Genomic DNA, 20,872 nt, shown 5'->3' with positions numbered 1-20,872 from the left:
GCACCACCACCATGTCCACGAACACACCGCACGGCCACCAGACACTCACCCTCCAGGGCCTGCGCTTCGACGCCAACCTGGGCATCCTGGAGCAGGAAAAGACCGCGCCGCAGCCGATCCTGGTGGACGCCGAGCTCAACCTCGGCCCGCAGCCACTGCTGCCGCAGGACGACGACATCTTCCACGTGCTGGACTACCGCAAGGTGCGCCGCATCATCATCGACGAGTGCACCGCCGAGCACGTCAACCTGCTCGAAAGCCTGATCGGCAAGCTCGCGCAGCGCCTGTTGCAGTTGCCCGGCGTGCGGGGCGTGCGCGTGAAGATCGCCAAGCTCGAAATCTTCGACGACTGCGAAGTCGCCATCCGCATCGAAGCCGGGGAATGGTGATCCAAGGCAAAATCGGGGCTCTTTCCCCCGATTTGCCCGAAGTAGCCCCCCAATGAACGCCGTCTGGATCGACGATACGCCCGAAGCCGGTGCGCCCTCCAACTCGCTGAAGATCGAACGCGAGACGCACAAGCTCGAGAAGCGCCTGTGCCGCCAGGTCGGCCAGGCCATCGTCGACTACAACATGATCGAAGAGGGCGACAAGGTCATGGTGTGCGTCTCGGGCGGAAAAGACAGCTACGCGCTGCTCGACATCCTGCTCAAGATGAAGGCGCGCGCGCCCATCCACTTCGACATCGTCGCGGTCAACCTCGACCAGAAGCAGCCCGGCTTCCCCGAAGAGGTGCTGCCCAAGTACCTGAGCGAGCTCGGCGTGGCCTTCCACATCGAGAACCAGGACACCTACAGCATCGTCAAGCGCGTGATCCCCGAGGGCAAGACCACCTGCGGCCTGTGCAGCCGGCTGCGCCGCGGCATCCTGTACCGCGTGGCCGACGAGCTGGGCGCCACCAAGGTCGCGCTGGGCCACCACCGCGACGACATGCTGCAGACCTTCTTCCTCAACATGTTCTTCGGCGGCAAGCTCAAGAGCATGCCGCCCAAGCTGGTGAGCGACGACGGCAAGCACATCGTGATCCGTCCGCTGGCCTACGTGGCCGAGAAAGACACGGTGCGCTGGGCGCAGCACCGCGAGTTCCCGATCATTCCCTGCACGCTGTGCGGCAGCCAGGAGAACCTGCAGCGCAAGCAGGTCGGCGAGATGCTGCGCGAGTGGGACAAGAAGTACCCCGGCCGCGTGGAAAACATGTTCACCGCGCTGCAGAACGTCGTGCCTTCGCACCTGCTGGACGGAACGCTGCACGACTTCCAGGGTCTGAAGGCGACGGGCGTGGCCGACGAGAACGGCGACAAGGCCTTCGACACGCCCGCTTTCGACCTGCTCTCCCAGGCACCCTCGGCCCTGCGCATCGTCCAGGGCTGACTCGGGCAACCCAGGGGACTTTGAGGGCCTAAGGCCCGGAGACCCTTATGTATCGTGCGTTTTCAGCTCTATTTTTGGTAGCAACCCTGAGCGGCTGCGCCACCTCCTGGGTGGTCGACAGCAACGTCAAGAGCTTTGCCACGCCGGGCACGACCGTGCCGCCCGGCGCCACCTACCGCTTCGAGCGCCTGCCTTCGCAGCAGGCCGACACGGCGCGCCAGGAAGGCCTGGAGGCCATGGCCGCGGCCGCGCTCGACAAGGTCGGCCTGCGCCGCGACGACACAAGGCCGCAGTACACGGCGCAGATCGGCGCGCGCGTCACGGCGGCGCTGTCGCCCTGGGCCGATCCGTGGCTGTACGGGCCCGGCCCGTGGGGCTACGGCTACGGCGGCTACTACGGTCACCGCTGGTATGGCAGCGGCTGGTACGGCGGCCCGATGTTCACGCCGCCGGCCAACCCCTGGTACCAGCGCGAGGTGAGCCTCGTGCTGCGCGAGGCGGGCGGCAGCCACCGCGTGGTGTACGAGACCCGCGCGCGCAACGACGGCCCGTACAGCTCGAGCGCGGCGATCCTGCCGGTGATGTTCGAGGCCGCATTGCAGGGCTTTCCGAACCCGCCGCCCGGCGAGCGCCGCGTGAACATCGAGCTCGCGCCGGCCGCCAAAAAATGACGCACTTCTAGAATTCGGACGGATGGAAGCCAATCTCACCCGCCTGATCGCCGTGCGCCACGGCGAAACCGCCTGGAACGTCGACACCCGCATCCAGGGCCACCTCGACATCGGCCTCAATGCCACCGGCCTCTGGCAGGCGCAGCGCGCCGGACAGGCGCTGGCCGACGAGCCGATTGCGGCGGTCTATGCCAGCGACCTCTCGCGCGCCTGGCAGACCGCCCAGGCCATCGCCGAGCCCCACGGCCTCGCCGTGCAGCCCGACCTGGGCCTGCGCGAGCGCGCCTTCGGCCGCTTCGAGGGCATGAGCTTCGCCGAGATCGAGGCCACGCTGCCCGAGGACGCCCGCCGTTGGCGCGAGCGCGACCCCGAGTTCGAGCCCGAAGGCGGCGGCGAGAGCCTGCTGACCTTTCGCGACCGCGTGACAGGCACCGCCTCGGCCATCGCCGCGCGCCACCCGGGCCAGCTGGTGGTGCTGGTGGCCCACGGCGGCGTGATGGACGTGCTCTACCGCGCCGCCACGCGCCAGGAGCTGCAGGCGCCGCGCACCTGGCAGCTCGGTAACGCGGCGATCAACCGCATGCTGTGGACGCCCGAGGGCTTCAGCCTCGTCGGCTGGAGCGACATTGCCCACCTGGCGACGGACGCGCCGCTGGACGAGACCACGACCTAGTGGGGTGAGCCGCTTGCCTTTCTTCGCCCCGGGCAAGACGCTCCCATGAAAAGAACGAACCCCACGCCCTCGGCCTACGCCAGTTGGGACGCCTCCCAGTCGCTGTCCGCGCCGTGGATCGACGCCACGCACCTGGGAAGCTTCGTCACCCTGGAGGCCGGCGACACCATTGCGCGCGAAGGCGAACGGCACGACTACTTCTATCTCTTGCGGTCGGGCTTCGTGCATTCCACGATCCACCGAAGCAACGGCTCGGAGTTCCTGCTCGAGATCTTCGGGCCGGGTGCGATCTTCGGCGAAGGCCCGGCGTTTGCCGACAGCCCCCGACCGACGACGACCCGGGCGGTCGCGCCGGCCCTTCTCAGCCGCTACCGCCCGGCGGATGTCGCGCAGCAGTTTTCAGCGCTACCCAAGCTCGCGACCTCGTTGATCCAGCTGCTCGGCTTCAAGAACCACATGATCGTCGCCAAGCTGGCCGGGGTGGCCTCGGCGGCGCCCAAGGAGCGGGTCATCGACTTGCTGCTGCGGGTGGCACGCCCGCCATCGGCGCAGGCACCGAAACAACTCACCGTGGACCTGACGCACGAGCAGATCGGCGCCATGACGGCCTTGAGCCGTGTCACCGTCACGCGCACGTTGAATGCGCTGGCGAGAGAAGGGCTCATTGAAACGCGGGCCCGGCAGGTCAGCATCCCGAATGCGCCGGCCCTGCATCGTTTCCGCGACGCGACACCGTAAGGAAAAAGCCCGCTTCCTGTATCGCTGGATACCGTCGACAACCTCATCCCCTCGCGATCATTCATCCCGTCACACACATGGGAAGAGCAGCGGCGGAGGGAATGGAGAGAGCCGTTGAGGAGAGAGGCCGGAGCGCCTTCAATGGGCGATGGTCCGGGTGTGGCGTCACGCGGGACTGCACAAGTCCTTCCTGGCCGGGTGGCTCACGCTCATGGCCATCCGGCATCTTTTGAATCGCCGTCAAGCGTGCGAGGCCGCGTGCCCCGCCGCAGCCTCGGCCTTCGCCTCGCCCGGCAGCTCCACCATCGGCCCGCTGCCGCTATAGCGGTCGAGCGCCAGGTAGATCGCGGGCGTGATGTACAGCGTGATCACCTGCGAGAAGATCAGCCCGCCCACCACCGCCACGCCCAGCGGCTGGCGCAGCTCGGCGCCGGCGCCCAGGCCCAGCGCGAGCGGCAGCGCACCCATCAGCGCGGCCAGCGTGGTCATGAGGATCGGGCGGAAGCGCAGCCGGCAGGCCTCGCGGATCGCGTCGACCGGCTGCATGCCTTCGGTGCGCTGCGCGTCGAGGGCGAAGTCGATCATCATGATCGCGTTCTTCTTCACGATGCCGATCAGGAGCAGGATGCCGATGGTCGCGATCAGCGTGAGGTCGAAGCCGAAGAGCTTCAGCGAGATGAGCGCCCCCACCGCCGCCGAGGGCAGGCCCGCCAGGATGGTGATCGGGTGGATGTAGCTCTCGTACAGCACGCCCAGCAGCACGTAGATGACCAGCACCGCGAGCACCAGCAGCACGGCCTGGCTGCCCTGCGAGCTCTGGAACACCGCCGCGTCGCCGCCGTAGGTCGTGATGATCGACTGCGGCATCTTCAGCTCGTCCTTGAAGCGGTCGATCTTCGCGGTGGCGTTGCCCAGCGGCACGTCGGGGCCGAGGTTGAACGACACCGTCACCGCTTGCAGCTGGCCCTGGTGGTTGACCGAGGTCGGCCCCACGGTGCGCTTGACGGTCGAGAAGGCCGACAGCGGCACCAGCTTGCCGGTGGTGCTGCGCACCGACAGGCGCGCCACGTCTTCCTCGAACTGGCGGTCGCTGTCGGCCGCCGACAGGATGACCTGATAGGTGTTGCTGGCGCCGTAGATGCTGCCGATCTGGCGGTCGCCGTACGCGTTGTACAGCGCGGTGCGCAGGTCGCCCACGGCCACGCCGAGCACGCCGGCCTTGTCGCGGTCGATCTCCAGCGTGGCCTGCAGGCCACGGTTCTGCGAGTCGCTGGTCACGTCGCGGAAGTCGGGGTCGGCGCGCATGCGCTCCATGAGCCGGGTCGACCACGGCACCATCTCGCCGGCGTTCACGCTCTGCAGCGTGTACTGGAAGCGCGCCTTGCTCTGGCGTCCGCCCAGGCGCAGGTTCTGCACCGGCTGCATGTACACGGCAATGCCCGGGATCTCGCGGAAGCGCTGGCGCAGCGACTCGAGCACCTTGGCCATCTTGGGGCGCTCGCTGCGCGGCTTGAGCACCGCGAACAGCCGGCCCGAGTTCTGCGTGGCCGTCGGGCCGCCCACGCCGACGAAGGAACTGACGTAGTCCACGCTCGGATCGGCCTTGAGCGCGGCGGCCACGCGGTCCTGCAGCGCCTTCATGGCGGTGAACGAGATGTCTTCGGCCGCCTCGGTGGTGATCTGGATCTGGCCGATGTCTTCCTCGGGGAAGAAGCCCTTGGGAATGCTGACGAAGAGCCAGGCCGTGACCACGAAGGTCAGCCCCGCCATGACCAGCATCAGCGGGCGATGCCCGAGCGTCCAGTCGAGCGTGCGCATGTAGCCGCCGTGCACGGCGCGGTAGCCGCGCTCGAAGGCACGGCCGATGGCCGTGCCGGGCTCGGGGTGCTCTTCTTCGTGGTCGAGCGCGCCGGCCTTGCGCGGCACGTGCTTGAGCAGCCGGCTCGCGAGCATGGGCACCAGCGTGAGCGACACCACGGCCGACACCAGCACCGCCAGTGCCACCACCACGGCGAACTCATGGAACAAGAGGCCGATCACGCCGGGCATGAAGAAGATCGGGATGAACACGGCCACCAGCGAGATCGAGATCGACACGATGGTGAAGCCCACCTCGCGCGCGCCGCGCAGCGCGGCGGCCATCGGCTCCATGCCCTTCTCGACGTAGCGCATGATGTTCTCGAGCACCACGATGGCGTCGTCCACCACCAGGCCCACGGCCAGCGTGATGCCCAGCAACGACACGTTGTCCAGGCTGTAGCCGAAGGCGTACAGCAGCGCCACGGCGCCGATCAGCGAGATCGGGATGGTGGCCGCCGGGATCAGCGTGGCCACCAGCCGGTGCAGGAACAGGAAGATCACCAGCACCACCAGCGCGATGGTGCCCAGCAGCGTGAGCTGAACGTCGTGCACCGCCTCGCGGATCGAGAGCGAGCGGTCGTTGACCATGTGGATCTCGACCGACTGCGGCAGCTCGGCCTTGAAGCGCGGGATGAGCGCACGCACCGCGTCCACCACCTGCACGGTGTTGGCATTGGGCTGGCGCTGCACGGCCAGCGAGATGGAGTCTTGCCCGTTGAAGCTGCTGGCGGTCTTGACCGACTCGAAGCTGTCTTCGAGCATGGCCACTTCGTCCAGCCGCACCGGCGCGCCGTTGCGCTGCGCGATGATCAGCTTGGCGAAGTCAGCCGCCTTCATGAGCTGGCGGTTGGCCTGGATGGTGAGCGTCTGGCGCGGGCCGTCGAGCGTGCCGACCGGCGTGTTGGCGTTGGCCGAGTTCACGGCCTTGGCCAGCTCGTCGAGCGTGATGTTGCGCGCGTTGAGCAGGTCGGCGTTGGCCTTGATGCGCACCGCGAAGGCCTTGCGCCCGTACACGCCCACCTGCGCCACGCCGTCGATGGTCGAGAGCGTGGGCGAAATGAGGTTCTCGGCGTAGTCGTTGAGCTCCGACGGGTTCATCGACGGCGAGATCAGCGCGATGAACAGCACCGGCGCGTCGGCCGGATTCACCTTGCGGTACGAGGGCAGCTGCGTCAGTTCTTGCGGCAGCTGGCGCTGGGCGCGCAGCAGCGCGGCCTGCACGTCGACCGCGGCGGCGTCGATGTCGCGGCTGCTGACGAATTCGAGTGTGAGCGAGGTCACGCCCTGCGTGTTCACCGAGCTGATGGTCTGCAGGCCGGGGATGGTCGAGAACTGCTTTTCGAGCGGCAGCGCGACCGAACTCGCCATGGTGTCGGGGCTGGCGCCCGGCAGCTGCGCGTTGACGTTGATGACCGGCGTGTTGTAGCTGGGCAGCGCCGCCACCGGGATGCTGAAGTACGCAAAGATGCCGATGACCACGACGGCCGCCGACAGCAGCACCGTCATCGCCGGACGGCGGATGCAGAGCTCTGAAATGTTCATGCGCGTTCTCGTGCCGGCTGAACATCCGACGAAGCGGCGCTGCCGGGCGTGACGCCCGTGGTGCCGTTGGCAGGCGCACCGCCCGGTCCGGCCGGCGCCTTCACATCGATGCGCACCTTGCCGCCCGGGCGCACGTTCTGGCTGCCTTCGATCACGACCTGCTCGCCGGGCGTCACGCCGCTCACGGCCACCTTGGTGCCGAAGGTGTGGAGCACCTTGACCTGACGGCGCGCCGCGTTGCGCTCGGCATCGACCACGTACAGCGTGGCGCCGTCGGACAGCATCATGAGCGCCGCGGCCGGCACCACCGTGACGCCGTCGAGCATGCGCACCGTGATGCGCGTGTTGACGAACTGGCCGGGCCACAGGCTCTGGTCGGCGTTGGCGAACACGGCCTTGGCGCGCACGGTGCCGATCTGCGGATCGACCGTGTTGTCGACGAAATCGAGCGTGCCGAACAGCGGCTCGCGCCGGCCCGTGACCAGCGCCTCGACCTTGGCGCGCGTGCGCGACGCGGCCAGCAGGTCCTGCAGGTTGCCTTCGGGCACCGGGAAGCTCACGGCGATGGGGTCGAGCTGGGTGATGGTGACCAGCGACAGCGTGGGCTGCACCAGCGTGCCCGGGTAGATGTTGACGGCGCCGATGCGCCCCGCGATGGGCGCGCGCAGCGTGGCGTAGCCCAGCGCCACCTGCGCCGACTGCACGGCCGCGCGGTCGGCCGCCACGGCGGCGCGCTGCGCCTGGAGCTGCGACAGCGTGGCGTCGGCCGCGCTCTTGGCAATGAAGTTCTGTGCCACCAGGTCCTGGCTGCGCTTGTACTGGCGCTCCAAGTCGGCCATGGTGGCCTCGTCCTTCTGCTGCTGGGCCCGGGCGCGCGCCAGATTGGCCTGGTCGTTGCGGTCGTCCAGCGTGAAGAGCAACTGCCCTGCTTTCACGAACTGGCCTTCCTTGACGTGCACCGCGCTCACGGTGTTGGTGACCTGCGGGCGCAGGTCGACGCTGTTGAGCGAAACCACGCTGCCGTTGACCTGCACCGTGACCGGCACGTCCTGCTTTTCGGCCGTGGCCAGCGTGACCAGCGCGGCGGGAGGCCCGGCGTTCGCGGACTTGGCGTCCTTCGCGGCCGGCCGATCGCCCGACATGCGCCACCAGCCGCCTGCGACGGCTACGATCAACACGCCCGCGAGGGCGAAGGCGGCAGATTTCTTCATGGGTTCTTGTGCACTTTGGGCTGACAGCAGCTATTGGAGCAGTGGCCGGCGCACAGTGTTCACGGGCGCCGTAAAGAAATGTAAAGCAGGCCGACGCAAAGCCCCCGCACCACCCGCTGCACCCGGTATGAGGGAAAACACCCCCTCGCTAAAATCGCCGGTCCACAGCCTCTGGATATACCCCATGAACCGCTGCAAGACACCCACGAAAACGCTCACTTCCCTCGCTATCTGCGCCGCCCTTGCCGGCGCCGCCGGTCTTTTCTCCCTCCAGGCCAGCGCCCAGGACGAGGTGCCCCGTCCGCAGACCCAGAACGAGTCGCTCAACGGCGGGCGCAACTTCCCCATCGGCACGCTGCGCGGCAAGTTCATGGTGACCAGCGCCCCCGACGTCGAGCTCGACGGCCGGGCCGACCGACTGGGCGCCGGCGCGCGCATCCGCAGCCCGCAGAACATGCTGGTGATGCCCGGCGCGATCATCGGCCAGAAGTACCTCGTGAACTACACGCGCGACGCCGCCGGGCTGCTGCGCGAGGTCTGGATCCTGACGCCCGACGAGGCCATGGCCAGCCGCGAATCGCTGAACAAGCCGTTCCTGAACATCTGGCCGTTCACCTCGAACGACACGCTGAACACGCAGTAACGCGGCCGGGCCGCAAGCAAGCAAAAATCCGCGGGCGCCACGCGCGTCTCGCAGCCCTTCCTCTTTGCGAAGGGCACAGAGAGCTCCCCATGAAAAAAGTATTCATCAAGACCTTCGGCTGCCAGATGAACGAGTACGACTCGGACAAGATGGCCGACGTGCTCCACGCCGCCCAGGGCTACGAGCCCACGCAGAACGTGGACGAAGCCGACCTCATCCTGTTCAACACCTGCTCGGTGCGCGAGAAGGCGCAGGAGAAGGTCTTCTCCGACCTCGGCCGCGTGAAGCACCTGAAGGCCAAGGGCGTGAAGATCGGCGTGGGCGGCTGCGTGGCGAGCCAGGAAGGCCAGGCCATCATCGCGCGCGCGCCCTACGTCGACATCGTGTTCGGCCCGCAGACGCTGCACCGCCTGCCCGAGATGCTGAACGACCGCGAAAGGCTCGACCGCCCGCAGGTGGACATCAGCTTCCCCGAGATCGAGAAGTTCGACCACCTGCCGCCCGCCCGCGTCGAAGGCGCGACCGCTTTCGTGTCGATCATGGAAGGCTGCTCCAAGTACTGCAGCTACTGCGTGGTGCCCTACACCCGCGGCGAGGAAGTGAACCGCCCCCTGGACGACGTGCTGGTCGAGATCGCCGGCCTGGCCGACCAGGGCGTGCGCGAGATCACGCTGCTGGGCCAGAACGTGAACGCCTACCGCGGCAAGATGGGCGACACCGCCGAAATCGCCGACTTCGCGCTGCTGATTGAATACGTCGCCGAGATCCCCGGCATCGAACGCATCCGCTACACCACCAGCCACCCGAACGAGTTCACGCCCCGGCTCATCGAGGCCTACGCCAAGGTGCCGCAGCTCGTCTCGCATCTGCACCTGCCGGTGCAGCACGGCAGCGACCGCATCCTCATGGCGATGAAGCGCGGCTACACCGCCATGGAATACAAGAGCACGGTGCGCAAGCTGCGCGCCATCCGCCCCGAACTCGCGCTTTCCAGCGACTTCATCGTCGGCTTCCCCGGCGAGACCGACGCCGACTTCGACAAGATGATGAAGCTCATCGACGACTGCCAGTTCGACAACAGCTTCAGCTTCATCTTCAGCCCGCGCCCCGGCACGCCCGCCGCCGCGCTACAGGACGACACGCCGCACGAGGTGAAGCTGGCGCGCCTGCAGACGCTGCAGCGCGTGATCGACGGCAACGTGCGCCGCTTCGGCGATGCGCTGGTAGGCAGCACGCAGCGCGTGCTGGTCGAGGGCGCGTCGCGCAAGGACGCCAACGAACTCATGGGCCGCACCGCCTGCAACCGCGTCGTCAACTTCGAGGGCGACGCCCGCCTCGTGGGCCAGATGGCCGACCTGCGCATCACCCGCTCGCTGGCGTACACGCTGCGCGGCGAAGTGGTCACGCGCGAATCGGCCCTGGCTGCCGCCACGGCGCTCGCCCACTGATGGCGAAACGTCCATCCGTCCGGGGCTCGTTCCAGCAGCTCCTGCTGTTCGCCTTCCTGCTGATCACCGCGCTGCTGGTGGGCGTGGCGCTGCGCTCGGTGCTGCAGTACGACGCGCTCGTCACGCAAAGCCGCGACGCCGCCGCGCGCGCGCTGCGCCTGTCGGGCGCCTCGCAGTCGCTGGCCGAACGCAGCGCGGCCATGGAGCGCGCGGGACGCCAGTCGCTGGTGCTCAACGACGCCGTGCTGCGCCGCCGCTTCGACGAGGCGGCGCGCGAGGCCCACCAGGTGCTGGAGCGCCTGGAACGCAACGGCCTGCCGGCCGCCGGCATCGACATGTGGCGCAGCCAGCTCGGCGTGATCGAAGGGCTGCTCGGCGGCAGCCCCGACAGCGCCCTGGCGCGCGAAAGCACGATGGCGATGCAGTTCCGCGAACTCGACGCCCTGAACACCAACATCGCCCAGCAGGCGCAGTTCCTGATCGAAACGCAGAACGACGCGCTGGCCAAGCGCATCGAGAACGCGCGCCGCCGGCTGATGCGCGAGGTGGTGGCCGCCAGCGTGCTGGCCGTGTCGCTGGCGCTGGCCTTCGGCATCTGGCTGGCGCGCCCCTTCAAGCGGCTCGAGAACGCCATCGTCGGCCTGGGCCAGAACCGGCTCGACGAACCGATCGACATCCGCGGCCCGGCCGACGTGCGGCGCGTGTCGCAGCAGCTCGAATGGCTGCGCCTGCGCCTGACCGAACTCGACGCCGACAAGGCGCGCTTCCTGCGCCATGTGTCGCACGAGCTGAAGACGCCGCTGGCGGCGCTGCGCGAGGGCGTGTCGCTGCTCGAGGACGGCGTGACCGGCCCGCTGAATCCGGCGCAGCTCGAAGTGGCGCAGATCCTGCAGCAGAACACCGTGTCGCTGCAGAACCAGATCGAGGCGCTGCTGCGCTTCAACGCCGCCGCCTTCGAGGCGCGCGAGCTGCGCCGCGAGCGCACCGAGCTGCTGCCGCTGATCGAGGAGCAGATCGAGGCCCAGCGCCTGCAGTGGCAGGCGCACGGCCTGCGCGTGCGCGCCGAGGGCGAGCCGATCGCCCTCACGGTCGACCGCACCAAGCTCGGCACCGCCATCGCCAACCTGCTGTCGAACGCGATCCGCTTCTCGGCCGCCGGCGGCGTCATCACGCTGGCCGTGTCGGGCACGCCCGAGGCGGTGCACATCGACGTGTGCGACGCCGGCCCCGGCATTGCCGTGAACGACCGCGACCGCATCTTCGAACCCTTCTTCCGCGGCGAGCGCCAGCCCGAGCACACGGTGAAAGGCACCGGCATCGGACTTTCCATCGTGCAGGAGTACATTGCAGCCCATGGGGGCCGCATCGCCCTGCTGCCGGACGGCCCCGGTGCACGCTTTCGCATCGAACTGCCGCGCACGACCTGACCCCGGACACCCCACCCACACCGCCCCGCGCCTTTTTCGACCCATGTTCCTTTCGTTCGTCCGCAGATTCACCTTCGCCGGGGCCATGGCCGTGCCATGTGCCCTGCTGCTGGCGGCCTGCGCCTCCCAGCCCAAGCCGCCGGCCGAAGCCGACGCGCTGCCGCCGCCCGTGGCCGCGCCGCGCGTCGTGCCGGTCGAGGCCGAGCCCCGCGCGCCGGCCACGCAGCCGGCCTCGCTCTTCACGCAGCTCACGCAGGGCCCCGTCACGGCCATGCTGGCCTATGCCGACAAGGTGCGCCCGCTGGGCGGCGCCGACCTGAGTGCGGAAATCGCCCGCGTCGGCGAACAGGGCGAGACGCCCGCGGCGCAGATGCAGCTGGCGATCCTGCTCGCACAGACCCGCGTGCCGGCCGACCTGGCGCGCGCGCTGGGCCTGCTGCAGCGCGTGATCGCCAATCCCGCGCCCGAGGCGCAGCCGCTGCACCCGCTCGCGCGGGCGCTGGCGGCGCGCTATGTCGAGCAGCGCCGCGTCGAAGACGACCGCGACAAGCAGGTGCAGCAGCTGCGCGACAGCCAGCGCCGCATCGACCAGCTCAACGAGCGCATCGAGGCGCTGCGCGCCATCGAGCGCAGCTTCGCCCGGCCCAACACGCCGGCACCCACGCCCTCCAACGGAAGCCGAACGAATCCATGAGTACCACTGGTGCCCGCCTCCTCGTGGTCGATGACGACCCGGACATGCTGCGGCTGCTCTCGATGCGGCTGGTGTCGGCGGGCTACCAGGTCACGGCCGTCACCTCGGCCGAGACCGCGCTCACGCAGCTCGAGATCGAGCACCCGCAGCTGGTGCTCAGCGACGTGCGCCTGCCCGGGCGCGACGGCCTGCAGCTGTTCGACGAGATCCGCAAGCGCCACCCGACGCTGCCGGTCATCCTGCTGACCGCGCACGGCACCATTCCCGACGCGGTCGAGGCCACGGCGCGCGGCGTGTTCACCTACCTCACCAAGCCCTACGACGCGCGCGAACTGCTCGAGAAGATCGCGCAGGCGCTGGCGCTCGGCGCCCCGGCGGCCACGCCGAGCAAGACCGGCGACGACAGCTGGCGCTCGGAAATCGTGAGCCGCAGCAACCGCATGGCCGAGCTGCTGGCCGAGGCGCGCATGGTCGCCAAGTCGGACGCCTCCGTGCTGCTGCGCGGCGACTCCGGCGCCGGCAAGGAGCTGCTGGCGCGCGCCATCCACAAGGCCAGCGCGCGCGCCGACAAGCCCTTCGTGGCGGTCAACTGCGGCGCCATTCCCGAGGCGCTGCTCGAGTCCGAGCTGTTCGGCCACATGAAGGGCGCCTTCACCGACGCCCACGCGAACCACAAAGGCCTGTTCCAGCAGGCCGACGGCGGCACGCTGCTGCTCGACGAAATCGGGGACATGCCGCCCGCGCTGCAGGTCAAGCTGCTGCGCGTACTGCAGGAACGCGCGGTGCGCCCGCTGGGCGCGAGCCAGTCGATCGAGGTCGACGTGCGCATCGTCTCGGCCACCCACCGCGACCTGGACGCCGCGATGGAAGCCGGCCAGTTCCGCGAAGACCTCTATTACCGCCTGAACGTGGTGACGCTCACGCTGCCGCCGCTGTCGGCGCGGCGCGAGGACATTCCGCTGTTGGCCAACCACTTCCTGCAGAAGCTGTCGACCAAGTACGGCAAGCGGCTGTCGGGCTTCGCGCCCGAGGCGCTGAAGGCGCTGACCACCGCCGCGTGGCCGGGCAACGTGCGCCAGCTCTACAACGTGGTGGAGCAAGTCTGCGCGCTGTCGGGCTCGCCGCTGATCCCGTTGGCGCTGGTGCAGCGCGCGCTGCGCGTGCCGAGCGTGGAGGTGCTCACCTATGCCGAGGCCAAGCAGCGTTTCGAGCGCGACTACCTCGTCGGCTTGCTCAAGCTGACCGACGGCAACGTGGCCGACGCCGCCCGCCTGGCCGACCGCAACCGCACCGAGTTCTACCGCCTGCTGCAGAAGCACGAACTCACGCCAGGCAACTTCAAGGCCGACGTTGTCGCTCCCGGTGGGGACCCTGTCGCCGAGTAGCGACAGGCCTAAGTCGTTGATTTGAAAGGCTGTTTCCCGAGGGCCCCCAGGGCTTGTCGGGATTCGGCGACAAAAACGGGGGTTTCGGGGGCCCGGCAGGCCCCTCCCCCACGGAAAACGGTTTCGGAACGCGCCAAGTCGTTGATTTGAAAGCGTTTTTCCAGGCTGGCACAGGGTTTGCCCCTGTACTGGCATGACAGCACTTACCAGCCCATCTTTCGCACTGCGTCCGCAGCGCGACGGCCTGCGTCAAAAGCAGTTTTCCTCCTCGCGGCCCCGTGCCGCGGGCCATTCGCTGACCGCGCTCTCCGGCGTTGGCGGCGCCGCCACGGATTGCGTCTTCAAGCGCCTTCCGGCCATTGGCGACACCCCCCTCGACAAGCAACGTTGGTGAATGAACCGATGAAGCCGAACGACTTCTCCCACCTCAACGTCCTCGCCGAATCCGATTTCGCACGCCGCAGCGCGCTGCGCGAGGAACGCCACCCCAACGCCGTCACCGCACCGCCGGTCAACCGCGGTTCCATGGCACCGCGCCCCTGGCGCGGTTTCTGGAACAGCATCGGCACCGCGCTGCTCGTGCGCCTGGGCGCCGGCCGCAATGCCGACAGCGCCCCCGCCGCCAAGCAGGCCGCCCCGACCCCGCAGGCCTGGGAACGCGCCGCCGGCCAGCGCCGCCTCGCCTTCATGCTGCTCACGCTGCTGAGCACCGTGATCGCGTCGTCGCTGTTCGCCAGCGTGCAACCCGACTACGACAACGTCTGGCTCGAATACGGCCAGATCGGCCTGTACGGCCTGCTCTCGGGCTGGGTCGTGACCGGTTTCGTGACCGCCCTCATGGGCTTCTACGTCTCCGTGCGCGGTGACAAGCACGCGCTGTCGGCCAAGCAGGTCGCCAACCACCCGATGAACCCCGAGGCACGCACCGCGATCATCATGCCGATCTGCAACGAGGACGTGGCCACCGTGTTCGCCGGCCTGCGCGCCACCTGCGAATCGGTCGCCTCCACGGGCCACGCCAAGCAGTTCGACGTGTTCGTGCTGTCCGACAGCTACAACCCCGAGACCGCCGCCGCCGAGCGCGCCGCCTGGGAAGACCTGCGCGCCGCGCTGGCCGAGAGCCCGAACCAGCCGCAGGTCGAGGTCTACTACCGCCTGCGCACCCGCCGCACGCACCGCAAGGCCGGCAACGTGGCCGACTTCTGCCGCCGCTGGGGCAAGGATTACCGCTACATGGTCGTGCTCGACGCCGACTCCGTGATGAGCGGCGACTGCCTGGCCTCGATGGTCAAGCTGATGGAAGCCAACCCCACCGCCGGCATCATCCAGACCGCGACGCAGGCCATCGGCCACGTCACGCTGCACGCCCGCGCCCAGCAGTTCGCTTCGCGCGTGACGGGTCGCCTGTTCACGCTGGGCATGCAGTTCTGGCAGCTCGGCGAGTCGCACTACTGGGGCCACAACGCGATCATCCGCGTCGAAGCCTTCATGAAGCACTGCGCGCTGGCCCCCATCAAGGGCACCGGTGGCATGTCGGGCGGCATCATGTCGCACGACTTCGTCGAAGCCGCGCTGATGCGCCGCGCCGGCTACCACGTGTGGCTCGTTTCCGACCTGGTCGGCAGCTACGAACAGCAACCGCCGGACCTGCTGGCCGAGCTGCAACGCGACCGCCGCTGGTGCCAGGGCAACCTGCAGAACGCCCGCCTGATGGCCGAGCCCGGCATCCACCCGGTGCACCGCGCGATGTTCGTGACCGGCACCATGGCGTATGTCTCGGCCCCGCTGTGGCTCGCCTTCCTGACGCTGGGCACCGCCCTGTGGCTGAGCGGCTCGAGCCTGGTGTCGAGCTGGAACGTGCTGCCTGCCGAACTGGCCGGCCTGTGGGTCTGGACCCTGTGCCTGCTGTTCCTGCCGCGCGTGCTGGGCATCGCCGCCGTGCTGATGCGCGGCGAACAACGCCAGTACGGCGGTGTGTGGGGCCTGGTGAAGAGCTCGGTGCTCGAAGCCGGCCTGGCCATCGTGCAGGCCCCGGTACGCATGCTGGCCCACTCGCTGTTCGTGCTGGTCGCCCTCACCGGCATCAAGCTCGACTGGAAGTCGCCCCCGCGTGAAGCCAACGCCGTGCCGTGGAAGGTCGCGGCAACCCAGCTGGCCCCCATGTCGCTGGTGATCGCCATGCTCGCCGTCGGCGTCGCCATGATCGACCCGAGCGCGCTGATCTGGCTCATGCCCGTCGGCCTGCCACTGCTGCTGGCGATCCCGCTGACCGTGCTGACCAGCCAGATCGCGCTGGGCACCACGCTGCGCGACCGCGGCTTCCTGCTGATTCCCGAGGAATCGCGTTCGCCCGCCGTGTTGCGCCGCGCCTGGATGCATGCACTGCGCCTGGCGCGCCCGGCGGCACTGGCCACGGCCTGATGCGATCTCAGCCCTGCGGCTGATCGCTCCAAAGAAAAAGCCCGCTTCGGCGGGCTTTTTGCTGGGCGGTGCGCCATGCGCATCGAGATCTCAGAAGGGCAGCCAGCGGCGCCAGAACGGCGGACGGGGTGCGCGGGCGCCGCGCGCCACCAGCGCCGCGACGAGCGCCTCGCGGCCATGCTTGCGGGCGGCCTGCAGCGGCGTGAGCCCGTCGAATTCAGACAGCAGGTTCGGATCGGCGCCGTGGTCCAGCAGGTAGCTGGCGATCTCGCCGTGCCCCTGGACCAGGCTGGCCACCAGCGGCGTGCACAGAATCTCGGGGTGCTGGTAGTTCGGATTCACGCCGGCGCCGATGTGATAGCGCACCAGGTCGAGGTCGCCGGTCAGCGCGCCCTGGTAGAGCTCTTTCCAGTCGCCTGCGGACATCGCGGGGCTGCGCGCCTATATATATGTATGTGCGAGCGGCCGAGCTCAGAACGGCAGCTTGCCGCCGCCTCCGCCCATGCCGGGCATTCCACCCATGCCCTTCATGCCGCCCATCTTCTTCATCATCTTCATGAGGCCGCCGCCCTTCATCTTCTTCATCATGCCCTGCATCTGCTCGAACTCGTTGAGCAGGCGGTTCACTTCCTGAACCTGCACGCCCGCACCGGCCGCGATGCGGCGCTTGCGTGTGGCCTTGAGCAGCTCGGGCTTGCGGCGCTCCAGCGGGGTCATGCTCTGGATGATCCCTTCCTTGCGGCGGATGTCGCGCTCGGCGCGCGTCATGTCGGCCTCGGTGGCCTTGGCGGCCATCTGCTGCGGCAGCTTGTCCATCAGGCTGGAGAGGCCGCCCATCTGCTTCATCTGCTGCAGCTGGCCGAGGAAGTCGTTCAGGTCGAAGCCGGCGCCGCTCTTGACCTTGGCGGCCAGCTTCTGCGCCGCCGCCACGTCGACGCCGGCCGTGACCTGCTCGACCAGCGCGACGATGTCGCCCATGCCCAGGATGCGGCCCGCGTGGCGCTCGGCGTCGAACACTTCGAGGCCGTCGATCTTCTCGCTCACACCGGCGAACTTGATCGGCACGCCCGTCACCTGGCGCACCGACAGCGCCGCACCGCCGCGCGAATCGCCGTCGGTCTTGGTCAGGATGATGCCGGTGAGGGGCAGCGCTTCCTTGAAGGCCTTGGCGGTGTTGATCGCGTCCTGGCCCTGCATGGCATCGACCACGAACAGGGTTTCGACCGGATCGAGCTCGGCGTGCAGCTGCTTGATTTCGGTCATCAGCACTTCGTCGATCGCCAGGCGGCCGGCCGTGTCGACCAGCAGCACGTCGAAGTAGTGACGCCTGGCGTGGTCGAGCGCGGCGCGCGCGATGTCCAGCGGCTTCTGGTCGGGCGTGCTCGGGAACCACTCGGCGCCGGCCTGCTTCGTGACGGTCTTGAGCTGCTCGATGGCGGCCGGGCGGTACACGTCGCCCGATACGGTGAGCACCTTCTTCTTGCGCTTCTCGATCAGGTGCTTGGCCAGCTTGGCGGTGGTGGTGGTCTTGCCGGCGCCCTGCAGGCCGGCCATGAGGATCACCGCCGGCGGCTGGGCCGCGAGGTTGATGTCCGACACGCCCTCGCCCATGGTGGCGGCGAGTTCGCGGTTGACGATGCCCACCAGCGCCTGGCCCGGCTTGAGCGAGCCCAGCACTTCCTGGCCGAGCGCCTTCTCCTTCACGCGGGCGACGAAGTCGCGCACCACCGGCAGCGCCACGTCGGCCTCCAGCAGTGCCATGCGCACCTCGCGCAGCATGTCCTGCACGTTGCTTTCGGTGATGCGCGCCTGGCCGCTCATCGTCTTGACGAGGCGGGAGAACTTTTCGGTGAGGGCGGTGGCCATGAAGGAAATACCTTGTTGTCCGCGGCAGCGGACCGATGGAAAGTCGTGAAAACCTGGAAGCGGTATGTGGGCCCGCTCTCTCGCGGGGGGTGCCCCCGGCGGGGGTGGGCGAAGCGACGCGACGTGCGCGAAGCCGGGGGGCGAGCCTATACACTCCACCGATGATTTTAGCGATCCCCTCCCCACTCGGCGTGGCGCTGGGCATCGCCACCGCGGCAGCCTACGGTTTTGCCGCTGCCGCCGGTGCGCGGCTCAGCCGCCAGACCACCCAATGGGCGCTCGGCATCGCATGGCTGCTGCACGCTGCGGTGCTCGGCCACGGGCTGATCGGCGGCGACCCTCGCTTCGGTTTTGCGCCGGCGCTGTCGGTCACGGCGTGGCTGGTGCTCACGGTCTACGCGGTCGAAAGCCGCCTGTACCCGCAACTGAAGGCACGCCGTGCGCTGGCCTGGCTGGGCGCGGCCGCCGTGCTGCTGGCGCTGCTGTTCCCGGGCACGCCGCTGCATGTCAGCGCCTCGCCCTGGCTGCCGCTGCACCTGGCGCTGGGCATCGCCTCGTACGGCCTGTTCGGCGCCGCCGTGGTGCACGCCTGGCTGATCACGCGGGCCGAAAAGCAGATCCGCCTGGCCAGTGCCGATGCACAGGCCGGCGTGCCGCTGCTCACGCTGGAACGGCTCACCTTCCGCTTCGTCACGGCGGGCTTCGTGCTGCTGTCGGCCACGCTGCTGGCCGGCCTGCTGTTCAGCGAACAGCTCTACGGCGCCGCCGGCCGCGCCTGGAAGTGGGACCACAAGACCATCTTCTCGGTGCTCGCCTGGCTCAGCTTCGCCGTCCTGCTGACTGGCCGCGCGCGCTTCGGCTGGCGCGGACGTACCGCGCGGCGCGTGCTGTACGCGGGCGCGGCGCTGCTGCTGCTGGCCTACGTGGGTTCGCGCTTCGTGCTCGAAGTCGTGCTGACGCGCCTGCCCGCATGAAGTACCTGCTCGTCCTCGCGGTGGTGTGGGTCGCGATCTGGCTCTGGCGCAAGAACCGGCGCGAAGAGATGCGCGACGCACAACAGGAACGCGCCAAAAAGGCACAACAGCGCACGCCGGCCGTCGGCCCGCCGCAGGCGATGGTGCGCTGCGCCCATTGCGGACTGCACCTGCCCGCGGCCGACGCACTCCCCGGGCCGGACGGCGCGGTGTTCTGCAGCGCCGCGCACCGCCAGGCCGGCACCGCCGCATGAGTTCGTTGCGCCGGTCGCGCGGCGAGCCGGCCACCGACTGGGACGTGCTCGACCTGGGCGCCGGCGACAGCACCGCGCTGCTGCGGCTGTGGCGCGGCTTCATGGCGGCGCGCTGCTTCGTGGCGCTGGTGCTGGTGCTGCTGCAGGGCGTGGCCTTCGCCATCGGGCAGGCCGTGCAGCCGCTGCCGATCGTGCTGTCGGGCGGCTACCTCGTGCTGGCCTGGCTGGAGATGCGCTACGCGCACTTCGAACCACCGATCCGCGGCTTCTCCACGCTCTGGCTGCTGACCATCGGGGTCGACCTGGGCATCTTCAGCGCCTTGCAGGTGCTGCAGGGCGGCAGCGTCAACTACACGCCGCTGTTCGCGCTGCCGGTGCTGATGAGCGCGGTGCTCGGCACGCTGCTCGTGGGCCTGGGCACCACGGCCACCGTGACGCTGCTGCTGCTGGCCGACGCCGGCTGGCACTGGCTGCAGCAACCCGGCGATCCTTCGGCGCGCTTCGTGCAGGCCGCCCTCACCGGCACCGGCCTGTTCGTGGTGGCGCTGCTCGCGCACGAACTCGCGCGCCGGCTGGCGCGCGAAGAAGCGGTGGCGCAGCGCAGCCGCAGCCATGCGCAGATGCAGGCGCAGGTCAACGACCTGGTGATCGAAACCCTCAGCGAAGGCGTGCTGGTGATCGACACCGACGGCCTGGTGCACGCAGCCAACCCGGCGGCCGACGCGATCCTCGGCCAGGGCCTGGCGCAGCTGCCACTGCCGTTCCCGCTGCACACCCAACCGGCCTGGCATGCGCTGGCCGCGCTGGCGCGCCAGACCTTCGCGCGCCGCGCGCCGCAGACCGAAGAGATCCCGGTGGCGCAGGCGCGCGGCGCGGCGCGCGAGGTGCGCGTGCGCACCCGGCTCACGCCCACCGACGACCGGCGCGCCGACAGCCTGTGCGTGATGTTCCTGCAGGACCTGCGCGAGCTCGAAGCCCGCATCCGCACCGAAAAGCTCGCCGCGATGGGCCGCATGTCGGCTGCGGTGGCGCATGAAATCCGCAACCCGCTGGCCGCCATCGCGCAGGCCAGCGCGCTGCTCAGCGAAGACCTGACCGACCCCGCGCACCGCAAGCTGACCGACATGGTGCAGCACAACGCGCAGCGCCTGGCGCGCATCGTGGACGACGTGCTCGACGTCTCGCGCGCGCGCCAGCAGCGCGTGCTCTCGCTGGGCGAACAGCTGGTGCTCGACCCGGCGGCGCAGATCCTGGCCGAGGAATGGATACGCCAGACCCAGCGCAAGGGCGTGCGCGTGGCGCTCGACGCGCAGGGCAGCGAGGTGCGCTTCGAGGCCGAGCACCTGCGCCGCCTGCTGGTGAACCTGCTGGACAACGCCGCGCGCTACGCCAGCCAGCGCGACGGCGCGATCCAGGTCATCACCACGGTGCAGCGCGCCGGCGTGCAGCGCGCCGCGTTGCTGGTGTGGAGCGACGGCGCGCCGCTGGAGCCGGCGGTGCAGCGCCACCTGTTCGAACCCTTCTTCTCGTCCGAGAGCCGCTCCAGCGGCCTGGGCCTGTTCCTGTGCCGCGAGCTGTGCCGGCGCCACGGCGCCACCATCGGCTATGAACGGCGCGCGCTGGTGCCGGGCGGCCCCGAGGGCAATGAATTCTTCGTCAGCTTCGCACCGAGCGAAAACCGGCTGACACAATAG

Annotated in this window: 19 protein-coding genes; 15 read left to right on the top strand and 4 right to left on the bottom strand. The window is 69.1% G+C overall.

Going from position 1 to position 20,872, the window contains the following annotated elements; genetic code table 11:
* Positions 1 to 11 precede the first annotated feature (11 nt).
* The 5 genes from AC57B8_RS15030 to AC57B8_RS15010 all read left to right on the top strand — a co-directional run bounded on the left by AC57B8_RS15030 (position 12) and on the right by AC57B8_RS15010 (position 3,453).
* Positions 12 to 389 carry a dihydroneopterin aldolase gene (locus tag AC57B8_RS15030; RefSeq protein WP_056576172.1) on the top strand — a complete coding sequence of 126 codons (378 nt, stop codon included), beginning with the start codon at positions 12 to 14 and terminating at the stop codon, positions 387 to 389.
* A 52-nt stretch (positions 390 to 441) separates the two neighbouring features.
* Positions 442 to 1,371 (top strand): tRNA 2-thiocytidine(32) synthetase TtcA, encoded by a 930-nt coding sequence (ttcA, locus tag AC57B8_RS15025; protein ID WP_062477895.1) that lies wholly within the window; start codon positions 442 to 444, stop codon positions 1,369 to 1,371.
* Between the two features lie 74 nt (positions 1,372 to 1,445).
* On the top strand, positions 1,446 to 2,042 hold the full coding sequence (locus AC57B8_RS15020; protein WP_369631273.1) for a DUF4136 domain-containing protein: 597 nt from the start codon (positions 1,446 to 1,448) through the stop codon (positions 2,040 to 2,042).
* Between the two features lie 22 nt (positions 2,043 to 2,064).
* On the top strand, positions 2,065 to 2,715 hold the full coding sequence (locus AC57B8_RS15015; protein WP_492698028.1) for a histidine phosphatase family protein: 651 nt from the start codon (positions 2,065 to 2,067) through the stop codon (positions 2,713 to 2,715).
* A gap of 45 nt (positions 2,716 to 2,760) precedes the next feature.
* The gene (locus tag AC57B8_RS15010) at positions 2,761 to 3,453 is read left to right on the top strand and encodes a Crp/Fnr family transcriptional regulator (protein ID WP_496480018.1); all 693 of its coding nucleotides are present in this window, start codon (positions 2,761 to 2,763) and stop codon (positions 3,451 to 3,453) included.
* A gap of 240 nt (positions 3,454 to 3,693) precedes the next feature.
* Here AC57B8_RS15010 and AC57B8_RS15005 read toward each other — a convergent pair whose 3' ends face one another.
* Both AC57B8_RS15005 and AC57B8_RS15000 read right to left on the bottom strand, forming a co-directional pair.
* On the bottom strand, positions 3,694 to 6,855 hold the full coding sequence (locus tag AC57B8_RS15005) for an efflux RND transporter permease subunit (protein WP_496480017.1): 3,162 nt from the start codon (positions 6,853 to 6,855) through the stop codon (positions 3,694 to 3,696).
* Complete coding sequence (locus tag AC57B8_RS15000) at positions 6,852 to 7,997, bottom strand: efflux RND transporter periplasmic adaptor subunit (protein WP_496480525.1); 1,146 nt, start codon at positions 7,995 to 7,997, stop codon at positions 6,852 to 6,854. The genes AC57B8_RS15005 and AC57B8_RS15000 overlap by 4 nt, the downstream gene beginning before the upstream one ends.
* A 253-nt stretch (positions 7,998 to 8,250) precedes the next feature.
* Here AC57B8_RS15000 and AC57B8_RS14995 point away from each other — a divergent pair, with 253 nt between their 5' ends.
* The 7 genes from AC57B8_RS14995 to mdoH all read left to right on the top strand — a co-directional run bounded on the left by AC57B8_RS14995 (position 8,251) and on the right by mdoH (position 16,084).
* Complete coding sequence (locus AC57B8_RS14995) at positions 8,251 to 8,709, top strand: hypothetical protein (RefSeq protein WP_062477880.1); 459 nt, start codon at positions 8,251 to 8,253, stop codon at positions 8,707 to 8,709.
* A gap of 89 nt (positions 8,710 to 8,798) precedes the next feature.
* On the top strand, positions 8,799 to 10,157 hold the full coding sequence (miaB, locus tag AC57B8_RS14990) for a tRNA (N6-isopentenyl adenosine(37)-C2)-methylthiotransferase MiaB (protein ID WP_496480016.1): 1,359 nt from the start codon (positions 8,799 to 8,801) through the stop codon (positions 10,155 to 10,157).
* Positions 10,157 to 11,584 (top strand): sensor histidine kinase, encoded by a 1,428-nt coding sequence (locus tag AC57B8_RS14985; protein ID WP_095743632.1) that lies wholly within the window; start codon positions 10,157 to 10,159, stop codon positions 11,582 to 11,584. Before miaB ends, AC57B8_RS14985 begins: the two co-directional genes overlap by 1 nt.
* An 85-nt stretch (positions 11,585 to 11,669) precedes the next feature.
* A complete protein-coding gene (locus tag AC57B8_RS14980) occupies positions 11,670 to 12,278 on the top strand; it encodes a hypothetical protein (RefSeq protein ID WP_496480015.1) in 609 nt (202 codons plus the stop codon).
* Entirely contained in the window at positions 12,275 to 13,663 is a 1,389-nt protein-coding gene (locus tag AC57B8_RS14975) for a sigma 54-interacting transcriptional regulator (RefSeq protein WP_062480357.1), read from the top strand. The genes AC57B8_RS14980 and AC57B8_RS14975 overlap by 4 nt, the downstream gene beginning before the upstream one ends.
* A gap of 193 nt (positions 13,664 to 13,856) precedes the next feature.
* Positions 13,857 to 14,057 carry a hypothetical protein gene (locus AC57B8_RS14970; RefSeq protein ID WP_082818265.1) on the top strand — a complete coding sequence of 67 codons (201 nt, stop codon included), beginning with the start codon at positions 13,857 to 13,859 and terminating at the stop codon, positions 14,055 to 14,057.
* A gap of 8 nt (positions 14,058 to 14,065) precedes the next feature.
* Positions 14,066 to 16,084: a glucans biosynthesis glucosyltransferase MdoH gene (mdoH, locus tag AC57B8_RS14965; RefSeq protein ID WP_496480014.1), complete on the top strand. Its 2,019-nt coding sequence runs from the start codon at positions 14,066 to 14,068 to the stop codon at positions 16,082 to 16,084.
* Between the two features lie 90 nt (positions 16,085 to 16,174).
* On the opposite strand, the gene AC57B8_RS14960 is transcribed toward mdoH, so the two are convergent.
* Positions 16,175 to 16,510 carry an ankyrin repeat domain-containing protein gene (locus tag AC57B8_RS14960; RefSeq protein ID WP_159278540.1) on the bottom strand — a complete coding sequence of 112 codons (336 nt, stop codon included), beginning with the start codon at positions 16,508 to 16,510 and terminating at the stop codon, positions 16,175 to 16,177.
* Between the two features lie 45 nt (positions 16,511 to 16,555).
* Positions 16,556 to 17,950, bottom strand: coding sequence for a signal recognition particle protein (gene ffh / locus AC57B8_RS14955; RefSeq protein WP_095743629.1), 1,395 nt, complete (start codon positions 17,948 to 17,950; stop codon positions 16,556 to 16,558).
* Between the two features lie 161 nt (positions 17,951 to 18,111).
* Here ffh and AC57B8_RS14950 point away from each other — a divergent pair, with 161 nt between their 5' ends.
* From AC57B8_RS14950 to AC57B8_RS14940, 3 genes are read left to right on the top strand one after another with little or no spacing between them, the layout of a single operon-like run.
* Positions 18,112 to 18,924: a cytochrome C assembly family protein gene (locus AC57B8_RS14950; RefSeq protein WP_056575582.1), complete on the top strand. Its 813-nt coding sequence runs from the start codon at positions 18,112 to 18,114 to the stop codon at positions 18,922 to 18,924.
* Positions 18,921 to 19,178 carry a PP0621 family protein gene (locus tag AC57B8_RS14945; RefSeq protein ID WP_159273889.1) on the top strand — a complete coding sequence of 86 codons (258 nt, stop codon included), beginning with the start codon at positions 18,921 to 18,923 and terminating at the stop codon, positions 19,176 to 19,178. The genes AC57B8_RS14950 and AC57B8_RS14945 overlap by 4 nt, the downstream gene beginning before the upstream one ends.
* Positions 19,175 to 20,872 carry a two-component system sensor histidine kinase NtrB gene (locus AC57B8_RS14940; RefSeq protein ID WP_354345679.1) on the top strand — a complete coding sequence of 566 codons (1,698 nt, stop codon included), beginning with the start codon at positions 19,175 to 19,177 and terminating at the stop codon, positions 20,870 to 20,872. The genes AC57B8_RS14945 and AC57B8_RS14940 overlap by 4 nt, the downstream gene beginning before the upstream one ends.

Source organism: Variovorax sp. BGA-UO-ETr-C22 (genome assembly GCF_059567965.1).
This window is presented reverse-complemented; position numbering and strand designations above follow the sequence as displayed.